Raw genomic sequence first — 15,861 nt, 5'->3', positions numbered from 1 at the left:
GCCCGAACCGCCGCCGTCGGCGCGCGCCCTGTCGGCGTTCGGACGACGCGCGGTCGGGCGCTGGACCGCGCCGGTCGAGGCGCTGGAGACCTTCGCCGAGGCTCAACGGGCGGCAGGCAAGGCGCCGCTGTCGGATGAAGCCCTGAACAGCCTCGGCTGGACGACGGATCAGGCGAAGGCGATCCACGCCGCCCTGCGCACGCCGCGCGCGGAACGGGCGCCGTCCCCCGACAAGCCGACGCCGCCGCCCAAGGATTCGCCCTTCGCCGCCCTGGCTCAATTGACCCAGCCGCCCCGGCCCGCCGCCAAACCCAAGACGGCGCGCAGGCCTCGTCGTCGCCCCCGGCGGGCTGCGGCGGGCAAGCCCACCGAATGACTCTCGAGAGTTGCCGCATCGACGTCTGGCTGTGGCGCGCGCGCTTCGCCAAGACGCGCNNTGGTCGAGAAGGGCGCGATCCGCCTGACGCACAACGGCGCCCAGTCCCGGCTCGACAAGCCCAGCCGCAGCGTCCATCCCGGCGACGAGGTGCTGTTCGCCCAGGGCGGGCGCCTTATCGCCGTGCGCGTGGTGCAGATGGGCGAAAGACGCGGCCCTCCCGAGGAAGCCCGCGCCCTCTATGAGCCGCTGGACGCGCCGACCTAGCCTGCCGCCTTCACGAACTCGCCTTCGATGTGCAGCTTCACCTCGTCGCCCAGGGCGGGCAGGCCGAAGGTGATGCCGAAGTCGGACCGCTTGATGGTCGCCTCGCCGTCGAATCCGGCCTTGTAGCCGCCGCGCGTCGGGCCGGCCTGATTGAACTCGACCTCCATGACCACCGGACGGGTCACGCCGCGCAGGGTCAGCTCGCCGTGGACCGTCGCCTCGTCGCGATCATCGGCGTCGATCATGATCCGGGTCGATCGGAAGGTGGCGACCGGGTGGTTGGCGGTGTCGAAGAAGTCCGCCGTCTGCAGATGGCGGTTCAGCCCGTCCGAGTTCGACGCCACGTCCGTCAGGGGAATGGTCGCTGTCAGAGTGCTGGCGGACGGGTTGGCGGGGTCCAGTTTCAGCTCGGCCTGAACGTTCACGAACTGGCCGACATAGGTCGAAAAGCCCAGGTGATCGACCGACCAGGTGATCTTGCCGTGCTCCGGGTCCAGCTTGTAGTCGCCCGCCTGGACCTCGGACGGAACCTTGGTCAGGGCGGACTGGGCGACGACCCCGCCGCCGGCCAACAGGCTGAGCGCGAGGCTCGCGGCGCCGAGACGGCCGATGGCTGAGTGAGAGATGAAACGCATGGTGGAGCCTCCTGATGGACGATGATCGGGCGTCACGAATGTGGAGCGGGGCCCGGCGACATCGGGCCTGAACAGCTTTGCAACAGCGCCTTCGGTTGACAGTTGGTTCCGTCGGGGCCATGTGCCCGCCCTCGACCTCCCTCGCTGCCACAGGCCCGCCCGAACGCCATGACCTACATCGTCACCGACGCCTGCGTGAAATGTAAGTTCATGGACTGCGTCGAGGTGTGTCCGGTGGACTGCTTCTACGAGGGCGAGAACTTCCTGGTCATCGCGCCGGACGAATGCATCGACTGCGGCGTGTGCGAGCCGGAATGCCCCGTCGACGCCATCGTCCCCGACACCGAGGACGAGCCCGACGGCAAATGGCTGCAGGTCAACGCCGAATACGCCAAGGTCTGGCCCAACATCACAGTCAAGGGCGTGCCCCCGGCGGATCGCGAACAGTATGAGCGCGAAACCGGCAAGTTCGAGAAGTACTTCAGCCCCAAGCCGGGCAAAGGCTCCTAAGAATTCGCCACAATGCGGTCACAATGCGCCGGTCATCGCCGCGCGCCCTGTGGATGTTTTGAGATTTCCTAATTTTATGATAGGTTCCTCCCTATTCGAAACGGGCGGTTCCGCAACTCTGCGCGCCGCCCGCATTTACGACAGAACCTCGCCGCTAGAGACGAGGTCGGCCTGAGGTTTGGTGATCCGTTTTCGCGTCTGACAGTGCGATCCTCCGCCTCAACCGCCGGGCCCAGTGCTCGGCGGAGGGGCGGTTTTTCACTATCAGCGTGGTGACGATCTCATCCCTACGGTTCGGGAAAGGAATGACATGACGAGCAAGACCGGTCTGGAATTCAAGGTTGGCGATGCGGTGGTCTATCCCGCGCACGGCGTCGGCAAGGTCGCCGCGATCGAGACTCAGGAAGTCGCCGGCATGGCGCTGGAAGTCTATGTCGTGACCTTCGAGCACGAGAAGATGACCCTGCGCGTCCCGACCAAGAAGGCCAAGACCGCCGGCCTGCGCACCCTGGCCGCCGACGACACCGTGTCCAAGGCCCTGACGACCCTGAAGGGCCGCGCCCGCGTCAAGCGCACCATGTGGTCGCGCCGCGCTCAGGAGTATGAAGCCAAGATCAACTCGGGCGACCTGATTTCGATCGCCGAAGTGGTCCGCGACCTGCACCGCGCCGAGACCCAGCCGGAACAGTCCTATTCCGAGCGCCAGCTCTATGAATCGGCCCTGGACCGCATGGCCCGCGAAGTCGCCGCCGCCAACAAGATCGACAAGGACGCCGCCATGGCCCTGCTGGGCAAGTCGCTCAGCGCCAAGAAGCCGGTCGCTCCGGCCGCCGAGGCTGAAGCCGAGGCCGCCTGACCTCAGGCGAGCCGCAAACGACGCGAAAGGCCCGGCGGCGACGCCGGGCCTTTTTCATGAGCGCCGTCGGCAAGCGCGCGGTGAAACCGAATGGTCTGGCGAAACGGCCATGAATGGACAGGTCTGACCGGCCATTGATCCTCTAGGAGCGCGCGCATCGTCGTCGTTCGCAGAGGCCCTCCCCATGTCCACGCCCGCCCCCTCTCCCCCCTTGCGGTGGAGCGACCTGCTGCACCCCGTCGTCGCCGGACTGATCTCGGTCATCGTCAACTATGGCGGCACCTTCATCCTGGTGTTCCAAGCGGCCCAGGTCGCGGGCCTCAGTCCTGAACTGACCGCCTCCTGGGTCTGGTCGATCTCCATCGGCGTGGGGACGACGGGCCTGTGGCTGAGCTGGCGCTACAAGGCGCCGATCATCACCGCCTGGTCGACGCCCGCGGCGGCCTTCCTGGTCACGGCCCTGGCGGCGACCTCCTACGCCGAAGCGATCGGCGCCTATTTGATCTCGGCGGCGGCCTTTGTCGTCCTGGGGCTGTCCGGCGGGTTCGACAAGGTGATCCGCCTGATCCCGCCCGCCATCGCCGCCGCCCTGCTGGCGGGCATACTGCTGCCCTTCGGCGTCCAGGCCTTCGGCGGCGTCGGCCTCGACCCCGTTCTGGCGGGGTTGCTGATCCTGGCTTACGTCGTGCTGAAGCGGTTCACCGCGCGCTATGCGGTCGTGGGCATCCTCGTGCTGGGGCTGGGCTTCCTGCTGACGCAGGGGCGGGTCGACCTGTCGGGTCTGAATCTGAAGCTGGCGGCGCCGGTCTTCACCATGCCCGCCTTCTCGTTCAAGGCCTTGCTCAGCCTGGCCATCCCCATGTTCCTGATCACTCTGACGGGCCAGTATATGCCGGGGATGCTGGTGCTGCGGAACGACGGCTATGCGGTCAACGCCAATCCCCTGGTCACGGTGACGGGGCTCGGGTCGCTGCTGACGGCGCCGTTCGGGTCGCACGCCTTCAATGTGGCCGCCATCACCGCCGCCATCTGCACCGGCAAGGAGGCGCATGAAGATCCGTCCAAGCGCTGGATCGCGGGCGTGGCGGCGGGGGTGTTCTACATCCTGATCGGGGTGTTCGGCGTGACCCTGGCGGCGGTCTTCATGGCCCTGCCTTCCGTCTTCATCACCACCCTGGCGGGGCTGGCCTTGCTGGGCGCCATCGGCGGCAGCCTAGCGGGCGCCCTGGCCGAACCGAAGTCCCGCGAGGCGGCCCTCATCACCTTCCTGGCGGCGGCGGCCAATATCCAGCTGTTCGGGATCGGCGGGGCCTTCTGGGGCCTGGTGATAGGGCTGATCGCCTATGCGGCCTTGAACGGCGAGTTGGCGATCTTCGCCAAGAGCCTGCTGTCGGCCAGGCCCGCGCCGGAGCGCCCGGCGGAATAGGGCGCAAAAGAACAGAGGCCGGGACGCGCGTCCCGGCCTCTTCCAAAATCAGATCAGAAATACTCCGCCCCGGCCGGGCACTGGGCGGCTAGGCGGCGGGCGGTAATGCTGGCCGGAATATAGGGCGTGCCGCGCGCCAGCTGGGCGCCGCCGTTGAAGCGGAACGCCTGCTCTTCATAGGTGCCGTTCAGCCGCACGTTGATGCGGCGGCCCTTGCGGTCCTGACAGCTGCCCTCAAAGCGCGCGCGGCCGTCCCCGACCTCGCGGGTCGGGTAGGTGCACCGCCATTTGCGCGTCGACAGGCCGCCGAAGAATCGGTTGATCTCGCTGGGCCGCACGCACTTCTGTTCGGTGTCGCGGGCGCCCATGACGCTGGTGGTGTATTCCCAATAGCCGGGCAGAACCTCGGACTGGGCGGCCGACTGGGCCTGAGGCGCGGACGCCGGCGCGGCCAGCATCACGGCGCCGGCGGCCACCGGGGCGACGACGGCCATCAGCCGGGCGAAGGGGATCAAGGTCTTCATGGATTTGCCGTTCATGGGACTCATCATGGGTCTGCTCTATATAGTCACGCCTTGAACGAGTGCTGAACGAAGGCGATCCCTCGCCTTCAGAATGACTCTGTCGCGCCGGACGACGACTCCAGCCTTGACGCCCGGCGAGTCCTTCCTCTATACGGCCCCCTCTCGCGCGGGCCTCCTTGCTCGCTGCGTCCCTGTTTCATGCGTCCGCGCCGGTATTGCGGATGTGACCTTGAGGATCTTCAGATGTCGCGTCGCTGCGAACTCACCGGAATCGGCCCCATGGTCGGCCATCACGTGAGCCACTCCAACATCAAGACCAAGCGCCGTTTCCTGCCGTCGCTGAAGACGGTCAAGGTTCAGTCGGAAGCTCTGGGCCAGACCTTCTCGCTGCGTATCTCGAACGCCGCCCTGCGCACCCTGGACTTCAAGGGCGGCCTGGACGCCTTCATCGTCAAGGCTCGCGACGAGCAGCTGTCGATCGCCGCCCTGCGCATCAAGCGTCAGGTCCGCGCCAAGCTGGCCGAGCAAGCCGCCGCCTGATCGGCGTCGACTGACGGATTTTGAAGAGGCCGGTGGAAACACCGGCCTTTTTCTTTTGCGCGTCGGCCCGCTACCCTCGTGGCCTGTTCTGCCGGAGCCTCGACCTTGCGCCCTCTCGCCGTCCTTTGCCTGACGACAGCTCTGCTGACCTCGCCCGCGATGGCGCAGGAGGCGGCGCGCGAAACCACCGCCTTCACCCTGTCCAGCGGCACGCCGCGCACGGCCGAGCAGTTGGCGCTACGCTTCGACAAGGCGGACCTGTCGTTCAAGCTGCTGCCGGAAAGCCAGTCGCTGGAAGGCGTCGCCGTTCTCGACTTCACCGCCACGGCGCCGACGGCCGCCGTCGTGGTCGAACTGGATGCGGTCTTCGCCATCGCCGCCATCACCGTGGACGGCCGGGCGATCTCTGACTGGTCCAATCCCGAGGGGCGGCTGACCATCCCCCTGCCCCGTCCTCTGACGGCGGGCGAAAGCGTTTCCGTCCGCATCGCCTATTCCGGCCGCCCGCATCAGGCCAAGCGCGCGCCCTGGGACGGCGGCTTCGTCTGGACCACGACGCCCGAAGGCCAGCCGTGGATCGCCAGCGCGGTGCAGGGCGAGGGCTGCGACCTGTTCTGGCCCTGCATCGACCACCCGCAGGGCGAGCCGGAGCGGGTCGATCTGCACATCACCGTCCCCTCAAGCCTCAGCGCCCCCGCCAACGGCCGCTTCCTCGGCAAGAGCGACAACGGCGACGGCACGACCACCTGGAACTGGACCGCGCGCCAGCCCGACACCTACGCCATCAGCCTGAACGTCGGCCCCTATGTGGAGATGGCCGCCGACTACCAAAGCCGGTTCGGCAATGTGATTCCCTTGCGCTTCTGGCGGCTGGCCTCGGCCGATCCGGCCAAGGCGCAGGCGCTGTTCGACGAGTTCCCGCAGATGCTCGACTTCTATGAGGCGGCCATCGGCCCCTTCCCCTTCGGCGACGAGAAGATGGGCGTGGTCGAGACCCCGCATCTGGGCATGGAGCACCAGACCATCAACGCCTACGGCAACGGCTACAAGCTGGACGGCAAGGGCTACGACTGGCTGCTGCAGCACGAACTGGCGCACGAATGGTTCGGCAATCAGCTGACCAACGCCGATTGGGACGACATGTGGCTGCATGAGGGGTTCGGCACATACATGCAGCCCCTCTACGCCCGCTGGCTGAACGGCGAGCGGGCCATGCAGGCCGAGCTTCAGACCATGCGGCTGACCCTGGCCAACCGTTTCCCGGTCGTGTCCGGCCAGCCGCAGGACGCGGGAACCGTCTATGACGACAAGACCGGCCCGGCGCTGGATCTCTATTACAAGGGCGCGCTGATCGCCCACACCCTGCGCCTGCACATCGGCGACGACGCCTTCTTCGAGAGCCTTCGCCGTCTGGTCTATGGCCGTCCCGATCCGCGGCCGGGGAACTTCCAGCCGCGCTACGCCACGACGCCGGACTATGTGGCCATCGTCAATGAGGTGACGGGCCGCGACATGGGCTGGTTCTTCGACGCCTACCTCTATCAGGCCGCCCTGCCCGATCTGGTCATGACGCGGCAGGGCGAGCGGGTGACGCTGGAATGGAAAACCGGCGACGGCCGCCCCTTCCCCCTGCCGGTCGAGGTCGAGGTGGACGGGCTCTTACGCGCCCTGCCCATGACCAACGGGCGCGCGACGTTCGAAGCGCCGCCCGGCGCGCACATCCTGCTGGACCCGGGCTCAAAGGTCTTGAGGCGGCTGGAGTATCTGGAGCGGTGGAAGGCCTCGACCGCCGACTGAGGCTCAGGCCGGTTGCAGCGTCCGCACGGCCGCAGCCGAGAACCGGCGCCAGTCGGCGTTGTCGGCCCAGACGGCGGCCAGGGCCTCCAGCAGATGATCCTCGTCGTCGTCGTTGTGCAGCGGCGTCGGGGTGACGCGCAGCCGCTCGGTCCCGCGCGGCACGGTGGGGAAGTTGACCGGCTGGATATAGACGCCGTGCTCTTCCATCAGGGCGTCCGTCACCGCCCGCGCCGTGGCCGCGTCGCCGATCATCACCGGCAGGATGTGGCTGGGGCTGGGCAGGACCGGCAGACCCAGCCGCTGCATCCCCGCCTTGATCGAGGCGGCGCGTGCAGCCAGCGCCCGGCGCGGCGCGCCGTCGGCCTTCAGATGGCGCAGCGCCGCCCGCACCCCGGCCACCACCGAGGGCGGCAGGGCCGTGCTGAAGATGAAGCCCGGCGCGTGGCTGCGCACGAAATCGACCACCGCCGCATCGCCCGCCACATAGCCGCCCATGGCGCCGAACCCCTTACTGAGGGTGCCCTGGAACATGCTGATGCGGTGCGACTGGCCGTCGCGTTCGGCCACGCCCGCGCCGCGCGCGCCGTACAGGCCCACGGCGTGAACCTCGTCCAGATAGGTGAAGGCGCCGTGCTTCTCGGCCACGTCGCAGAGGGCGGCGATAGGGGCGAAGTCGCCGTCCATCGAATAGCAGCTCTCGAAACAGACCAGCTTGGGCCGATAGCGGCAGACCCCGCTCATCAGCCGGTCCAGATCGCGCCAGTCGTTGTGGGCGAAGATGTGCTTCTCCACGCCCGAGCGCCGCATGCCCTCGATCATGGAGGCGTGGTTCAGGGCGTCGGAAAAGATCACCGCCCCCGGCAGGCGCGACGCCAGCGTCGACAGGGCCGCGTCATTGGCCGCATAGCCCGAGGTGAACAGCAGCGCCGCCTCCTTGCCGTGCAGATCGGCCAGATCGCGTTCCAGCAGGACGTGTTCGTGGCTGGTGCCCGAGATGTTGCGCGTCCCGCCCGCGCCCGCGCCATAGGTGCGGATCGCGCCTTGCGCCGCCTCGACCACCTCGGGATGGACGCCCATCGACAGATAGTCGTTCGAGCACCAGATGGTGATGGTCCGCTCGCGCCGGTGATCCCAGGCGTAGGGCGCGCCTTTCGACAGCCGCTCCAGATCGGCGAAGACGCGATAGCGGCCCTCCTGCTTCAGATCGTCCAGATCGCGGCTGAAGAAGTCGGCGAAATCGAAAGCGCCCATGACATCACATCCCATCACAGGACGGGCGGCGACATTGCCATCCCGCCGGGGGCGTGACACCTAACGCTGGATTGGCCGGATCATTCCGGCCATTTTGGAAAGAAGCCGCAGACCATTGCTGAAGCGTGCCCAGCTGGAATCCGTTCAGGCCTTCATGGACCACCCGGCCCAGTCCGGCCTGCCCCTGCACGCCCGCATCCAGCGCGCCGTGCGCCAGTTGATCGTCGAGCGATCGCTGACGGCGGGGCGGCCCCTGCCCTCGTCGCGGACGCTGGCCCGGTCGCTGGGCGTGTCGCGCGACACGGTCGAGACGGCCTATGCCCAGCTTCACGCCGAGGGCTTCATCGAGCGGCGCGTCGGCAGCGGCAGCTTCGTCTGCGAGCTGACCGAACTGGGGCTGAAGCGCGGCGTGCTGCGCCCGGCAGGCCGCCGCCCCGCCCTGCAACCGGCGACGGCGCCGACGCTCAGCAAGCGCGGGCAGGCGATGGCCGACAGCGGAGGTCTGCGCGACCCCTACGCCCCGCTGGCCTTCTCGCCCGGCGTGCCGGAGACGCGGCTGTTTCCCTTTGCTCAGTGGGACCGGCTGCACCGCCTGACCCTGCGCGAGGAGGGCGCCGCCGCCCTGCACCACGGCGACCCGCAGGGTCATCCGCGCCTGCGCCGCGCCATCGCCGGCTATGTGAACCTGGAACGCGGAGCGCGGGCCGATCCCGACCAGATCCTGGTCCTGACCAGTTCGCAGCAGGCCCTGTCCCTGTGCGCGCGGGTGCTGGCCGATCCCGGCGACGGCATCTTCATCGAAGACCCGGCCTATCAGGGCGCCGCCAAGGCGCTGGACGCGGCGGGGCTGAAGCGCCTGCCCGTGGCGGTCGACGCGCAGGGTCTGCGCACCGACGATCTGCTCGCCCGGCGTGAGGACGGACGGGCGGTCTTCGTCACCCCCTCGCACCAGTTTCCGACCGGGCGCACCCTGTCGCTGGACCGGCGGCTGGCCCTGATCCAGTGGGCGACCGAGCATGACGCCTGGATTCTGGAAGACGATTACGACAGCGAGTTCCACTACGCCGGGCGGCCGACCGCCTGCGTTCAGGGCTTGGACCCGCATGACCGGACCCTCTATCTGGGCACCTTCACCAAGTCGCTGTTTCCGGGGCTGAGGCTGGCCTATCTGATCCTGCCGCGCCCGCTGGTCGAGCCGATGGTCGCGGCGCGCAGCCTGATGGACGGCTTCACCGCCTCAGTGGCGCAACTGACGCTGGCCCGGTTCATCGAGGACGGCCGGTTCGGCGCCTATGTCCGCACCATGCGCGGCGTCTATGCGGAACGGCTGGATGCGCTGGAGGCGGCGGTGAGGGCGCGCCTGCCCCACGTCGTCACGCCCGACCGGCCCGTCGGCGGCCTGCAGATGCCCTGCTTCCTGAAGGACGGCTTCGACGAGGTCGAGACGGTGCGCGCGGCCCGGCGCGTCGGCGTCCACCTGACCGGCCTGACGCCCCTGCATGACGCGGGCGCGGGCCGTCCCGGCTGGCTGATGGGCTTCGCCGCCTCAACCCCGGCCGAGATCGACGCCGCCGTCGATCGGCTGGCGAAGCTGTTCCCCGCGTGATCGACGCTTACAAAGCGGTCTGACGATCTGCGCCGACGTGGCAGGGAATGGCCGGGACAGCGCCGTCTAGGGTGCGGAGGTCGGCGGTCAGCCGACGCCGTGAAAGCTTCCGTCCCTTGCCTGCCCTCGCCCTGTTCCCGACCGATCAGCCGGGCCGCCGATCCGACCACGGCGGCGGCCGGATTCGCGTTTCCTTAAGCGCCGTCGCCGCCAACTATCGCGCCATGCGGGACAGGATCGCGCCCGCCGCCTGCGCCGCCGTGGTCAAGGCCGACGCCTATGGTCTGGGCGCGGCCCGCATCGCGCCCGCCCTCTATGACGCCGGATGCCGCGCCTTCTTCGTCGCCCATCTGTTCGAGGCCGTGGATCTGCGCCGCGTCCTGCCCGCCGACGCCGAACTGTTCGTGCTGAACGGCCTGGCGCCCGGCGCCGAATACGCCGCCCTCGCCGCCGGGGCGATCCCGGTGCTGAACAGCCGCGAGCAGATGCAGGGCTGGGCGCGTCTGGGCCGGGCCGTCGGGCGGCCGCTGGCGGCGGCGATCCAGTTCGACACCGGCATGTCGCGGCTGGGCCTGCCGCCCGAGGACGCCGCCTTCGCCTTCGACCCGGACGGCCCGATCCGCTGGATCGAACCGCGCCTGCTCCTCAGCCATCTGGCCGTCGCCGACACGCCCGGCCACGCAGGCAATGCGCGCCAGCGTCAGGCCTTCGAGCGCATTCTGGCCCACGCGCCGTCGGGCATTCCGCGCTCCCTGGCCAACTCGGCCGGGTGCTGGCTGGGCCAGGACTATCACTACGACCTGTGCCGGGTCGGGGCGGCCCTGTTCGGGCTGGACGCCTCCCCCTCTGCGCGGCCCATGCAGCCGGTGGTCGAGGTGACGGGCCGCGTCATCCAGACCCGCGCCGTGCCTGCGGGCGCGGGCGTCGGCTACGGCTGGGCCGTCACGGCGGCGAAGGGAATGCGGCTGGCCACCATCGGCGTGGGCTATGCCGACGGCTGGCCGCGCCAGTTATCGGCCACCGGCGCCGCCGCATTCGAGGGCTGGTTGCTGCCCTTCGTCGGGCGCATCTCGATGGACAGTCTGGTCGTGGATATCAGCGCCCTGCCCCCCGATGCGCTGAAGGCAGGCGGTCAGGTGGAACTTTTGGGCCCGAACCGCACGCCGGAACAACTGGCGCTGGACGGCGCGACCATCGACTATGAAGTCATCGCGCGGCTGGGCCGCCGCCTGTGTCGGGAGTATGTTTCGTGACCCTTTCGCCTGAAAACCTAGAACGCTTCGGGCCTGACCCGCGCGAGCGGTTCGCCGCCAATCTGGCGCTGGTTCATCGCCGCATCGCCGCCGCCTGCGAACAGGTGGGGCGGCCGATCGACAGCGTGCGCCTGTTGCCGATCACCAAGACGGTTCCGGCCGAGATCCTGCGTCTGGCCTGGGCCGCGGGCGTCACCGACTTCGGCGAGAACAAGCTGCAGGAGGCCCGCGACAAGGCCGAGGCCATGGCCGACCTGTCGATGCGCTGGCACGTCGTCGGCCACCTGCAGTCGAACAAGGTCAAATACCTGACCCGTCTGGCGGACGAGTTTCATGCGCTGGACAGCCTCAAGCTGGCCGAGGGGCTGAACAAGCGGCTGGAGACCGACGGGCGCGACATGAAGGTCTATGTCCAGGTCAACACCTCGGGCGAGGAGAGCAAGTTCGGCCTGCATCCCGATGATGCCCTGGACTTCATCGAACGGCTGGAGGCCTTTCCCCGGCTGAAGCCGCAGGGGCTGATGACGCTGGCGGTGTTCAGCGACGATCCCGACCGGGTGCGGCCCTGCTTCACCCTGCTGCGGTCCCTGCGCGACAAGGCCGAGCGCATCGACGCGCGCATCACCGGCCTGTCGATGGGCATGACCGGCGACTACGAACTGGCCGTGCGCGAAGGCGCGACCGTGGTGCGCGTCGGACAGGCCATCTTCGGCCCGCGCCCGACGCCGAACGCCCACTACTGGCCCGGTCTGGCCTGAGAGCCGGACCAGCCTTTCTCCCCCTCCCCGGAGTAATCGACGCGTGACCATTCCCTTCATCGATCTTCTCAGCCAGCGCCGCCGCATCGGCGCGACCATCGACGCCGCCCTTATGGAGGTCGCGGCCAGCGGCCAGTACATCATGGGCCCGGCGGTCGGCGCCTTTGAACAGGCCCTGTGCGACTTCGGCCAGGCGCCCCACGCCCTGTCCTGCTCCAACGGGACGGATGCGCTGGTGCTGTTGATGATGGCGTGGGGCGTGGGGCCGGGAGACGCCGTCTTCTGCCCCGCCTTCACCTTCGCCGCCACGGCCGAGGTTGTGGCGCTGGCGGGCGCCACGCCGGTCTTCGTCGACATCCGGCCCGACACCTGGACGATGGACCCCGACCACCTGCGCGCCGCCGTCGAGGCGGTCGAGCGCGAGGGCGTGCTGAAACCCCGCGCGATCATCGCCGTGGACCTGTTCGGCCAGCCCGCCGACTATCCCGCCCTGTCGGAAATCACGCAGAAGCACGGGCTGAAGCTGATCGCGGATTCGGCGCAGGGGTTCGGCTGCACCCTGAACGGCCGGCATCCCCTCCATTGGGCCGACGCCACAACGCTGAGCTTTTTCCCGGCCAAGCCTCTGGGCGCCTATGGCGACGGCGGGGCGGTGCTGCTGAAGGAGGCGAGCCTGATGGATCATCTGGTCTCGCTGCGCGTCCACGGACAGGCGACAGCGGCGGATGCGGCGGCGCAGGCCTTCGCCCACGATCCGAAATACCTGAACCCGCGTCTGGGCATGAACGGACGGCTGGACACGCTGCAAGCCGCCGTCCTGCTGGAGAAGCTGAAGATCTTCCCCGACGAGATCGAGCGCCGCAACCGCATCGCCGAGCGCTATGTGCAGGGGCTGGCCGGTCATGTGGCGGCGACGCCGGTGGTCATTCCCGACGGCCGCTCGGTCTGGGCGCAGTTCACCGTCGAGCATGACGATCGCGACGCCCTGGCCGCCCATCTGAAGGCTGAAGGCGTGCCGACCGCCGTCTATTATCCGATCCCCCTGCACCGCCAGCCCGCCTATCGCCAGCACCCCGTCGGCCCCGGCGGACTGGCCGTGACCGAGGTCAAGGCCGAGCGCGTCGTCAGCCTGCCGATGAGCGCCTATCTGGACGAGGCCGTGCAGGACCGGGTGATCGCCGCCGTCGCCAGCTTCGGCTGAGGGCTTTCAGCCCTCGGTCAGGCGCATCTCGAAGGCGCCCGCCGCCTGGGTCCGCAGCAGAACGGTCTGGACCCCGGCGGTGGCGCGGGCGGCGGCCTCGGCCAGCCCCTCGCCGCGCATCAGCCAGCCAGTCAGGTATGCGGTGAACAGGTCGCCCGTGCCGCTGGGCCGGATCGGGATGCGGGGGATGGAGGTGCGATGGGCGAGCCCGCCCTCGACCGCCACGGTCTCGACCTCGCCGGGCGCGGTGTCGGTCAGGACGCAGCCCGTCACCACCGTCCGCCCCGTGCCGCGCGCGTTCAGGATGCGCGTCGCCTCGATCACCCCCTCGACCGTATCGGGCCGTTCGCCGACCAGTCGGCCCAGTTCGAACTGGTTGGGGGTGATGATGTCGGCCATCGGCGTCAGTTCATCGCGGAACTGTTCGATCAGGCCCTCGGCGACGAAGACGCCCAGATCATCATCGCCGATCACCGGATCGCAGATGTGCAGCAGCGCCGGGTTCCTCGCCTTCCAGCGCCGCAGGAAACCCGCCGTCGCCGCCGCATTGGCGGCCGAGCCCATATAGCCCGTGACCACCGCCCCGGATGTCATGGGCAGGTCGCGCTCCTCGACCCCCAGCAGCAGGTCGGCGACCAGTTCCGTCTCCAGAATCCGGCCGCGCATGGTGGGATAGTGCGGGTGATTGGACAAAAGGGTGGTCGGCACCGCCGCCACCTCCAGCCCCATGGCCTGCATCGGCTGGACCGCCGCGCTGTTGCCGACGTGGCCGTAGACGACCTGACTTTGTATCGAGATGACCCGCACGCGCGTTCGGAACCTCCTTAAGCGGGCGTCAGCGCCGGTCCGGCGATCGGATAGGCCCGCGTCAGTTCTCTTCCCTGCGCCTTCACCGCCGCGCTGTCGAGATCGCCGTCGCGCAGACCCTTGAGGATGGTCAGGATCATGCCGCCGACCGTGCGGAACGCCTCGGCGTCGAACCCGCGCGAGGTCGAGGACGGCGAGCCCAGTCGCAGCCCCGACGTCACCATGGGCGAGGCCGTGTCATAGGGGACGGCGTTCTTGTTGGCGATCAGGCCGTGATCCTCCAGCGCCTCGACCGCCGCCTTGCCGGTCAGGCCGAAGGGGCGCAGGTCCACCAGCACCAGGTGACAGTCCGTTCCGCCCGACACCAGGCGCAGGCCCCCGTCCGCCAGCGTCTGGCCCAGTACGCGGGCGTTCTCGATCACCGCCTTGGAGTATTCGACAAAGTCCGGTTGCAGCGCCTCATGGAAGGCCGCCGCCTTGCCCGCGATGACGTGCATCAGCGGCCCGCCCTGGGTACCGGGGAAGACCGCCTTGTCGATGCGGCGCGCCAGCTCGGGATCGTTGCACAGGATCAGGCCGCCGCGCGGGCCGCGCAGGGTCTTGTGCGTGGTCGAGGTGGTGACATGGGCGTGCGGCGTCGGATTGGGATAGAGGCCCGCCGCGATCAGCCCTGCGTAGTGGGCCACGTCGGCCACCAGATAGGCGCCGACCTGATCCGCGATCTGACGCATCCGGGCGAAGTCGATGCGGCGCGGATAGGCCGAACCGCCCGCATAGATCAGGCGTGGCCGGTCCTGAAGGACGCGCTGCTCCATGTCGTCATAGTCGATCAGGTCGTCGTCTTCGCGCACCCGATAGGCGCTGACCTCGAACCACTGGCCCGACAGGCTGACCGGCGAGCCATGCGTCAGGTGGCCGCCGCAGGCCAGATCTAGCCCCATGATGCGGTCGCCCGGCTTGATCAGGGCGAACAGCACGGCGAGGTTGGCGTTGACGCCCGAGTGCGGCTGGACGTTGGCGTAGGCCGTGTCGAACAGGGTGCAGGCGCGCTCGATGGCCAGCTTCTCGGCGATGTCGACCGCCTCGCAGCCGCCGTAGTAGCGGCGGCCCGGATAGCCCTCGGCGTATTTGTTGGTCAGGACCGAGCCCTGCGCCTGACGGACGGCGGCGCTGACGATGTTCTCGGACGCGATCAGCTCGATGCTGTCCTGCTGGCGCTGGCGCTCCAGCATCAGGGCTTGGGCCAGTTGCGGGTCCAGAGCCCGCGTCGCCAGGTCGAGAACCATGTCGTCTCCGTCATTCCAGTGAAAAAGACGGCGGGTCGGCCTCTGAGGAGGAGGGTCGCCGACCCGCCGAGCGGCTGGCTTCGGGGGACTGAAGCCAGGCCGAGGTGCGTCAGCGCAGGGCCGAAAGGTCCGCGCCGTGATTGATGTGATAGACGGCGCCGCCCATGACGATGGCCGGAACCGATTGCACGCCGGCGGCCTCGGCTTCGGCCAGACGCTGCGGCGTCTCGCCCAGGTGAACGACCTCGACGTCATAGGCCGCCGGATTCAGCGCGCCGACGAAGCGCTGCTCGGCGTCAACGCAGACGGTGCAGCCTGCGTGATAGAAAACGGCTTTCTCGGCCATGACCCTATCCCTTGTTTCTGATCCCGCAGCAGTGTTGCTGCCTGGGAGTGCGCGTGGGATACCCGACCCAGCGGCCCTGTCATAAGAGCCGCTTTCTTGAAATCCGATAGGCCGGATCATGGGGCGCAGCGCCGTCGTCATTGAACTGATCGAAGACCCCGCCCGGCCCCTGTTCATCAATCTGGCGGGGTCGGTGATCCGTGAGATCGAGCGCGGGCGGCTGAAGCCCGGCGACCGCCTGCCCGGCACCCGCGCCCTGGCGGGCGCCTTGGGCATCCATCGCAACACCGTCGACGCCGCCTATCAGGAGCTGGTGCTGCAGGGCTGGCTGACGGCCGAGGCGTCGCGCGGCACCTTCGTCGCCCGCGACCTGCCCGACCTGGGCACGCAGAACTGGGGCGCTCGCCCCGCCGCCGCCCGCC

At 68.8% G+C, this 15,861-nt stretch carries 16 protein-coding genes and 2 pseudogenes; 12 read left to right on the top strand and 6 right to left on the bottom strand.

Going from position 1 to position 15,861, the window contains the following annotated elements:
- Both B2Y21_RS08180 and B2Y21_RS08175 read left to right on the top strand, forming a co-directional pair.
- Positions 1-376: pseudogene (locus B2Y21_RS08180) on the top strand (phosphonate-binding protein); the annotation flags it as partial.
- A pseudogene (locus B2Y21_RS08175) lies at positions 373-643 on the top strand (RNA-binding S4 domain-containing protein). The pseudogenes B2Y21_RS08180 and B2Y21_RS08175, both read left to right, overlap by 4 nt.
- Here B2Y21_RS08175 and B2Y21_RS08170 read toward each other — a convergent pair.
- Positions 640-1,278, bottom strand: coding sequence for a YceI family protein (locus B2Y21_RS08170; RefSeq protein ID WP_292058773.1), 639 nt, complete (start codon positions 1,276-1,278; stop codon positions 640-642). The pseudogene B2Y21_RS08175 and the gene B2Y21_RS08170 overlap by 4 nt on opposite strands.
- Positions 1,279-1,446: 168 nt before the next feature.
- On the opposite strand from B2Y21_RS08170, the gene fdxA reads away from it, so the two are divergent.
- The 3 genes from fdxA to B2Y21_RS08155 all read left to right on the top strand — a co-directional run bounded on the left by fdxA (position 1,447) and on the right by B2Y21_RS08155 (position 4,070).
- Positions 1,447-1,788 (top strand): ferredoxin FdxA, encoded by a 342-nt coding sequence (fdxA, locus tag B2Y21_RS08165; RefSeq protein ID WP_003166185.1) that lies wholly within the window; start codon positions 1,447-1,449, stop codon positions 1,786-1,788.
- Between the two features lie 310 nt (positions 1,789-2,098).
- Positions 2,099-2,644, top strand: coding sequence for a CarD family transcriptional regulator (locus B2Y21_RS08160; RefSeq protein WP_046652322.1), 546 nt, complete (start codon positions 2,099-2,101; stop codon positions 2,642-2,644).
- Between the two features lie 184 nt (positions 2,645-2,828).
- Entirely contained in the window at positions 2,829-4,070 is a 1,242-nt protein-coding gene (locus tag B2Y21_RS08155) for a benzoate/H(+) symporter BenE family transporter (RefSeq protein ID WP_292058769.1), read from the top strand.
- A gap of 53 nt (positions 4,071-4,123) precedes the next feature.
- On the opposite strand, the gene B2Y21_RS08150 is transcribed toward B2Y21_RS08155, so the two are convergent.
- Positions 4,124-4,609 carry a DUF3617 domain-containing protein gene (locus tag B2Y21_RS08150; RefSeq protein ID WP_234287632.1) on the bottom strand — a complete coding sequence of 162 codons (486 nt, stop codon included), beginning with the start codon at positions 4,607-4,609 and terminating at the stop codon, positions 4,124-4,126.
- A gap of 228 nt (positions 4,610-4,837) precedes the next feature.
- Here B2Y21_RS08150 and rpmB point away from each other — a divergent pair, with 228 nt between their 5' ends.
- Positions 4,838-5,134 carry a 50S ribosomal protein L28 gene (rpmB, locus tag B2Y21_RS08145; RefSeq protein ID WP_087140498.1) on the top strand — a complete coding sequence of 99 codons (297 nt, stop codon included), beginning with the start codon at positions 4,838-4,840 and terminating at the stop codon, positions 5,132-5,134.
- 105 nt (positions 5,135-5,239) lie between these two features.
- Positions 5,240-6,931 (top strand): M1 family metallopeptidase, encoded by a 1,692-nt coding sequence (locus B2Y21_RS08140; protein WP_292058765.1) that lies wholly within the window; start codon positions 5,240-5,242, stop codon positions 6,929-6,931.
- A 3-nt stretch (positions 6,932-6,934) separates the two neighbouring features.
- Here the strand turns inward: B2Y21_RS08140 and hemA are convergent, their stop codons facing one another.
- Positions 6,935-8,182 carry a 5-aminolevulinate synthase gene (gene hemA, locus B2Y21_RS08135; protein ID WP_292058763.1) on the bottom strand — a complete coding sequence of 416 codons (1,248 nt, stop codon included), beginning with the start codon at positions 8,180-8,182 and terminating at the stop codon, positions 6,935-6,937.
- Positions 8,183-8,297: 115 nt separating this feature from the next.
- Here hemA and B2Y21_RS08130 point away from each other — a divergent pair, with 115 nt between their 5' ends.
- The 4 genes from B2Y21_RS08130 to B2Y21_RS08115 all read left to right on the top strand — a co-directional run bounded on the left by B2Y21_RS08130 (position 8,298) and on the right by B2Y21_RS08115 (position 13,000).
- Positions 8,298-9,788, top strand: coding sequence for a PLP-dependent aminotransferase family protein (locus B2Y21_RS08130; protein ID WP_292058761.1), 1,491 nt, complete (start codon positions 8,298-8,300; stop codon positions 9,786-9,788).
- Positions 9,789-9,904: 116 nt separating this feature from the next.
- Positions 9,905-11,041, top strand: coding sequence for an alanine racemase (gene alr, locus B2Y21_RS08125; protein WP_292058759.1), 1,137 nt, complete (start codon positions 9,905-9,907; stop codon positions 11,039-11,041).
- Positions 11,038-11,799, top strand: coding sequence for a YggS family pyridoxal phosphate-dependent enzyme (locus tag B2Y21_RS08120; RefSeq protein ID WP_292058757.1), 762 nt, complete (start codon positions 11,038-11,040; stop codon positions 11,797-11,799). Before alr ends, B2Y21_RS08120 begins: the two co-directional genes overlap by 4 nt.
- A 43-nt stretch (positions 11,800-11,842) precedes the next feature.
- Positions 11,843-13,000: a DegT/DnrJ/EryC1/StrS family aminotransferase gene (locus B2Y21_RS08115; protein WP_292058755.1), complete on the top strand. Its 1,158-nt coding sequence runs from the start codon at positions 11,843-11,845 to the stop codon at positions 12,998-13,000.
- A gap of 6 nt (positions 13,001-13,006) precedes the next feature.
- Here the strand turns inward: B2Y21_RS08115 and pdxY are convergent, their stop codons facing one another.
- From pdxY to B2Y21_RS08100, 3 genes are all read right to left on the bottom strand, one after another.
- On the bottom strand, positions 13,007-13,807 hold the full coding sequence (gene pdxY / locus B2Y21_RS08110) for a pyridoxal kinase (RefSeq protein ID WP_292058753.1): 801 nt from the start codon (positions 13,805-13,807) through the stop codon (positions 13,007-13,009).
- Positions 13,808-13,824: 17 nt separating this feature from the next.
- The gene (gene glyA, locus B2Y21_RS08105) at positions 13,825-15,093 is read right to left on the bottom strand and encodes a serine hydroxymethyltransferase (RefSeq protein ID WP_292058751.1); all 1,269 of its coding nucleotides are present in this window, start codon (positions 15,091-15,093) and stop codon (positions 13,825-13,827) included.
- A gap of 109 nt (positions 15,094-15,202) precedes the next feature.
- On the bottom strand, positions 15,203-15,439 hold the full coding sequence (locus B2Y21_RS08100; RefSeq protein ID WP_292058750.1) for a thioredoxin: 237 nt from the start codon (positions 15,437-15,439) through the stop codon (positions 15,203-15,205).
- Positions 15,440-15,557: 118 nt separating this feature from the next.
- On the opposite strand from B2Y21_RS08100, the gene B2Y21_RS08095 reads away from it, so the two are divergent.
- The coding region (locus B2Y21_RS08095; protein WP_292058749.1) for a GntR family transcriptional regulator at positions 15,558-15,861 on the top strand (304 nt) is incomplete at its 3' end.

The sequence above is a fragment of the Brevundimonas sp. UBA5936 genome (assembly GCA_002430835.1).
Lineage (GTDB): Bacteria > Pseudomonadota > Alphaproteobacteria > Caulobacterales > Caulobacteraceae > Brevundimonas.
Note: the sequence above shows the minus strand (reverse complement) of the source record. Positions and strands in the feature narration are given on the sequence as shown.